Source organism: Terrabacter terrae (genome assembly GCF_039529575.1).
Lineage (GTDB): Bacteria > Actinomycetota > Actinomycetes > Actinomycetales > Dermatophilaceae > Terrabacter > Terrabacter terrae.
The window spans coordinates 1-4,235 of sequence record NZ_BAAANB010000128.1 but is presented as its reverse complement, the minus strand read 5'-3'; the positions used below and the strand labels follow the sequence as shown (position 1 = coordinate 4,235).

Below are 4,235 nucleotides of genomic sequence, written 5' to 3'. Positions count from 1 at the left end.
GTCGGGGTGGTCGCGGTGACGCGTTGCGCGTCGCGACCACCCCGAACGTGAGACTCAGGGCTGGTCGTCCACACCGGGGGCGAGCGTGTCCGACAGACCGAGGATGATGCGCGTGCCCGCCGGAGCCGCCTGCACGAGCCGCAGCCGCGCGAGTGCCGGGTGCGCGTCGAGCAGCTTGGCCCCGTTGGCGAGGGAGCGCAGCGCCGCCGTCTCGGCCCGGGCGGCCTCGAGCTGGGCGTCGCCGCGACGACGCGCTGTCGCCAGCTCGGCGGCAGCCGCCCGTAGCTCGACCGGGACGATGACGTCCTTGACGACGACCTCGGCCACCTCGACGCCGACACGACGTGCGACCTCCGCGGTCGCAGCCGTGATGGTCGCCATCGGCAGCACCCGGCCGCGGCTCACGAGGTCTTCCGCGGTCAGCGTCGCGAGCGCGTCACGCAGCGCCACCTGGGCGGCGAGGTACGTCGTGCCCACCGGGTCCTCGGAGACCTCGGCGAACGCGACGGGATCACCGACCGACCAGCGGACGACCGACGACACGCGCACCGAGACGCCGTCGGAGGTCAGGACCTCCTGGGGTGCCACCTGTGTCAGCCGCTCGCGCAGGTCGACGACGACCAGCCGCTGGCCCAGCCGACGACGGTGCCGCCCTGCCGGCAGGACCTGCTCGAGGGCGCCGTGGCGGTAGCGCAGCGCGCAGTGGCGAGGCTGGATGGTGAACTGCATCAGGGACATTCGGGCAACCTCCTTCGGCGCCTGGTGGGTGACAAGAGCGGGCGGAGCGGGTGGAGCGGGCCGAGCTGGTGAAGCGGTCGCACGGGAGGAAGCGGGTGCCGCCGGCCGTGGAACGCGCGCCGCGGGGACGCGGACCTGGCAGTCCTGTCCGCAGGGCGGCGCACGGAGGGCCATGGCCGACGACACCCTGAGGACTCGAACCTCTGGTGCAGGGCACCGTTACCTGGAGTGGGCGCTGTACAGGCGCTGCATCCATCGGGTGGGTCCGACGCGCAGGACCTCGAGTGGCACGCCACCGCGGCTGCTTGCCACCCTCGTGCCCGCCAAGGATGACGCTTCGGCGGTCAGGAACGCGAGTGGTTTTGACCACTCGCTCACAGCTCTCGAAGCCCCGGTTCTCCACACCCCACCGAGAGGCCCGGCTCTTCTCCACAGCGTGCGACCTCGCTGGGTGAGGCATCCCTGCCGATGACACCATGGGACCAGGACCTCAGGAGGACACATGGGCAAGGCGAGTCGCAGCCGGCGACACGGAGCGTCGGGCAGTGGCCCGGCCAGCCGTGCCGGCGCAGCATTCGGTCGCCCGTTCCCCACCTCGTCCGGCACTGCAGGGGCCGGCGACACGTTCACGCGGGCCACGTCCGCCCAGGCCTCGCCGAACCAGAGCGAGATCCGGCTGACGCTGCGCGACCTGCTGGGTGACGCTTTCGTCGCCCTCGACCGGGCCGACGCCCACCGCCTCGACGACGTGGTCGCTACCGTCGCTGCGATGTGCGCCTCGACCAGCACCCATCGCATCGTGGTGCACTCCCTGCTCGGCTCGCTGGCCACCGCGACGACGCAGGTCTGGCAGCGCGGCTGGCAGCCGGCCGACGTCCACCGCCTCGTGGGCCGCCGCCTCGGTGTGCCCGAGCAGGACATCGTCGTCGACGTGATGACCGGCGAGCTGGCGCAGTACGCACTGTCGACCGTCGACCGGCAGTGGGTCGCGCAGCTGCAGGAGCTCGACACCGGAAAGGCACCCGCGGCGTCCTCCACCTGGATCGACGCCCGGCGGGCCGGCGGCCTGGACTGGTTCACGCTGGTCTCGCGATCCGTGACGGTCCTCCACCTGCTCGCACGACTGCCCGCGATCGAGCAGCTCACCCCGCTGCCCGGTGAGGCGCTCCCTGACCCGAGCGAGAGCCGTGACAGCTCAGGCCGCAGCGGCACGCCGACGACGGCCGACGAACGCGTCCTCAGCCGCGTCCGCATGATGCTCGCCAAGGCCGAGTCGACGACCTACGAGGCCGAGGCCGAGACCTTCACCGCCGGGGCGCAGGCGCTCATGGCCCGGCACAGCATCGATGCCGCCCTGCTCGCCCAGGAGTCCGGCGGCCGACCCGGGCGGGACGACCCCCGAGGCCGGCGCATCGGCATCGACAATCCGTACGAGGGTCCCAAGGCGGCGCTGCTCCATGCGGTCGCCTCCGCGAACCGGTGCCGGATGGTCTGGTCGAAGGAGCTCGGCTTCGGCACGGTCGTCGGCTTCGAGGCCGACCTCGAGGCCGTCGAGCTGCTCTTCACCTCGCTCCTCGTCCAGGCGACTCGCACCCTGGCCGTCGCCGGCTCACGCAGTGACCGGCACGGTGGGAGTCGCACCCGATCGTTCCGGCAGTCGTTCCTCGCCGCCTTCGCCCACCGCATCGGTGAGCGACTGCAGGAGGCCACGGCGCACGAGGAGGAGGAGGCAGCCGTTGCTGCACGGGCCAGTGGCAGGGAGCTCGTGCCGCTCCTCGCCGCGCGGGCGGAGCACGTGGACGAGCAGTTCGACGTCTGGTTCCCCGAGGTGCGCCGCACGTCCTTCAGCGCCGCACGCGACGCCGAGGGATGGCATTTCGGCCGCGCGGCTGCCGACCGCGCCCAGCTCAACGCCTCCCCGAGCCTGCAGGGGTAGATCCCCCGGCCGAGGCAGGTCACCACCCATCTGGGGCGGGCGGCCGGCGTGGGTCACGCCTCTACCGTCCCGGCCGCCCCTGCTGTCGCCGCCGTCCTCACCGTCCTCGCCGTCGAGCTCGGCGGGCGCACCACGGCGAGGAAGACCGCCGCCACCAGAGCGGTCAGACCGCAGATCGCCCACACGGCCAGGTAGCCGGAGAGCGACGCGTGGCCCGTGGCCTCGGCACCGACCGTCCCGGTCGAGGCCAGCGCGATGGCGAACACGCTCGAGGCGAACGCACCGCCGATCGTCTTGGTCGTGTTCGTCATCCCGGTGGTGAGCCCCGTGTGCGTCGGCGGCGCCTGCGCGGCAGCCGCGGCGGGCAGTCCCGCCACGAGCGCACCCGACCCGAGTCCGGCGACCACCATGTTGGTCAGCGTCTGGGCGAGCGTGTCGTGGAACGGCAGGAAGAGCAGGTAGCCGACCGCGACGAGCACGGCCGCCACGACCATCGCCACCCGGGTGCCCACCCGGTCGGCGAGCAGGTGGAGCAGCAGCGCCCCCACGGCAAGCGACAGCACGTAGCCGCCGATGATCACCGACACCCGCGCCGCCGAGGCCCCGAGGCCGTAGCCGGTCACGCCGGGGTCGGTCCTCGCGAAGGTCGACAGCGGGATCTGGGCGCCGAGCACCGAGACACCGAAGAGGAAGGCCGTCGCCTGCACCGGCCACTGTCCACGCGCCCGCAGGATGCGCAGGTCGACGAGCGGCTCCGGGTGAGCCAGCTCGACGCGGGCGAAGGGCACGAGGGCAACCGCTCCCGCGGCCACCACGACCCACGGCCAGGGGCTGGCCGGCCCCAGCAGCCGCAGCATCACCAGGCCCGTCATGACGAGCCCCAGCGCGAGGGTGACGAGCCGGAAGCCGCGCCAGTCGACCGCACCGCGGGCCAGTACCGGCGTCTCCTCCACGCCGAACCAGATCGCGACGAGGGCCAGCGTCACCACGAAGGCCGGCAGCGCCAGCAGCCCCCTCATGCCGAGCGACTCGGCCAGCGCACCACTCGTGAGGGCACCGGCGATGACGCCGAGCTCGAGGCCGGCCACCAGCAGACCGGCGGCACCGCGCACGCGTCGCTCCTCGCCACCCGTGCGCCGGTGGATGATGGCGACCTCCATCGGCAGCCACACGACATAGAAGCCCTGGACGGCCCACGCCACGAGGAAGAGCCCGAAGCTCGGTGCGAGCGCGACTCCCCACGACGCCACTGCCGTGACGACCGTCGACAGCAGCAGCACCTTCCGGTGCCCGACGAGGTCGCCGAGCCTTGCGAGGAGTGGCACGACGAGCGCCGACACGATCAGCTGCGCCGCCTCGAACCAGTTGACGTCGGCATCCCGGATCGACAGGTGCCGCGCGATGTCGCTGAAGAGCGGCGTGTAGTAGCCCTGCAGCACGCCGCTCGCCAGCTCGACGCAGATCAGGAAGCCGACCACCTTGGCGATGGGGGCCCGGCCAGCCGCCCGGGCAGCGTCGGACAGGGCGGTGCTGTCGGTCATGGAGCTCCGTTCTCTCACAA

At 72.7% G+C, this 4,235-nt stretch carries 3 protein-coding genes; 1 reads left to right on the top strand and 2 read right to left on the bottom strand.

Annotated features, from left to right (window positions below):
* Positions 1-54 precede the first annotated feature (54 nt).
* Positions 55-738 carry an SPFH domain-containing protein gene (locus ABD194_RS19870; RefSeq protein WP_343994732.1) on the bottom strand — a complete coding sequence of 228 codons (684 nt, stop codon included), beginning with the start codon at positions 736-738 and terminating at the stop codon, positions 55-57.
* A gap of 502 nt (positions 739-1,240) precedes the next feature.
* On the opposite strand from ABD194_RS19870, the gene ABD194_RS19865 reads away from it, so the two are divergent.
* Positions 1,241-2,674, top strand: coding sequence for a DUF2786 domain-containing protein (locus ABD194_RS19865; RefSeq protein WP_343994730.1), 1,434 nt, complete (start codon positions 1,241-1,243; stop codon positions 2,672-2,674).
* A 53-nt stretch (positions 2,675-2,727) separates the two neighbouring features.
* Here the strand turns inward: ABD194_RS19865 and ABD194_RS19860 are convergent, their stop codons facing one another.
* On the bottom strand, positions 2,728-4,215 hold the full coding sequence (locus tag ABD194_RS19860) for an MFS transporter (RefSeq protein ID WP_343994728.1): 1,488 nt from the start codon (positions 4,213-4,215) through the stop codon (positions 2,728-2,730).
* Positions 4,216-4,235 lie beyond the last annotated feature (20 nt).

What these genes read in the sequence shown, in the direction of transcription:
- ABD194_RS19870 (WP_343994732.1), bottom strand. Translation starts at nt 738, where the DNA reads ATGTCCCTGATGCAGTTCACCATCCAGCCTCGCCACTGCGCGCTGCGC.
- ABD194_RS19865 (WP_343994730.1), top strand. Translation starts at nt 1,241, where the DNA reads ATGGGCAAGGCGAGTCGCAGCCGGCGACACGGAGCGTCGGGCAGTGGC.
- ABD194_RS19860 (WP_343994728.1), bottom strand. Translation starts at nt 4,215, where the DNA reads ATGACCGACAGCACCGCCCTGTCCGACGCTGCCCGGGCGGCTGGCCGG.